We start from the raw sequence: 1,224 nt of genomic DNA, 5'->3' as shown, positions 1-1,224 counted from the left end.
CATTACCGATTACCTGGGACCGAAATTTTTCCCGATTCTGATTGGTGTTTTGCTGGCGATCTCCGCCATTTTCCCGATCCTTAAACCGGATCCCGAGCCAGATTGGCCCGGTGCTGCGCGCATGATCGAAATCGTGTTCGCCGTCGCTGTCATGGTTGCTTACACCTATGCATTGCCGGTGGTTGGTTTTGTTCTGTCGACTGCGATCACCTCAGGCCTGTTAAGCTGGCGCCTTGGGGCAAAGCCCCTTTCTGCCGCTATGGCCGGTGTTTCGATCTCCGTGGGCATTTACGTCGTGTTCCACCTTATTCTTCAACTCTCGCTGGCCCGCGGGCCCTGGGGGTTCTGATATGGATGTATTCTCACAACTCGCCGACGGTTTCGCCGTCGCGCTGACGTTCCAAAACCTCGCACTTGCGCTGGTGGGCTGTTTTCTTGGCACCATCATCGGTGCCCTGCCCGGCCTTGGCCCGTCCAACGGTGTCGCCATCCTCATTCCGGTGGCCTTCACCCTTGGCCTTCCGGCAACCCCGGCGCTGATTTTACTGACATCGGTTTATTACGGCGCCATGTATGGCGGGCGTATTTCATCGATCCTGCTTAACATTCCGGGCGATGAACCCGCCCTGATGACCACGCTGGACGGCTACCCGATGGCCCAAAAAGGCCAGGCGGGCGAAGCCCTGGCCCTGTCGGGGATCGCATCGTTTGTCGGCGCATTTTTCGCCACCTGGGGTCTGGTTTTTCTCGCCCCGCAGCTGGTCAAGGTTGCCTTGCTGTTTGGCCCGGCTGAATATTTTGCCCTGTTTGCGCTGGCCTTTGCCACCCTTGGCGGCGTTGCCTCGCAAAATCAGGCCAAAGCCGTTATTGCCGCCATGATCGGCCTTGCCATTGCCATGGTCGGTGTCGACCATCAGACCGGCGTGCCACGCATGACCTTTGGCAATATCCACCTGTACGAAGGCATTGATTTCCTTGTTGCCATCGTTGGCCTGTTTGCCATTTCCGAGGTTTTGCTGTTTTTAGAACACAAAACCGGGGCTGCACCGTCTGTGCAAACCCAGAAACTGGCACGGGTAACTGCACCGTGGTCGATGCTGAAAAGCACATCGGGTGCCATGGGCCGCAGCACGATTATCGGCTTTCTGGCCGGTGTCTTGCCCGGTGCCGGGGCCTCGCTGGGCTCGTTCGTTTCCTATACCGTTGAAAAGAAAATCAGCGACA

At 57.5% G+C, this 1,224-nt stretch carries 2 protein-coding genes; both read left to right on the top strand.

Going from position 1 to position 1,224, the window contains the following annotated elements:
• Nucleotides 1–349, top strand: a 349-nt coding sequence (locus tag THS27_RS26230) for a tripartite tricarboxylate transporter TctB family protein (protein WP_168185032.1), incomplete at its 5' end; no start/stop codon positions are given.
• 1 nt (nucleotide 350) lies between these two features.
• Nucleotides 351–1,224, top strand: an 874-nt coding sequence (locus tag THS27_RS26225; protein WP_210403035.1) for a tripartite tricarboxylate transporter permease, incomplete at its 3' end; no start/stop codon positions are given.

It is taken from the genome of Thalassospira sp. MCCC 1A01428 (assembly GCF_002115825.1).
In the GTDB taxonomy this organism is placed as follows: domain Bacteria; phylum Pseudomonadota; class Alphaproteobacteria; order Rhodospirillales; family Thalassospiraceae; genus Thalassospira.
Note: the sequence above shows the minus strand (reverse complement) of the source record. Positions and strands in the feature narration are given on the sequence as shown.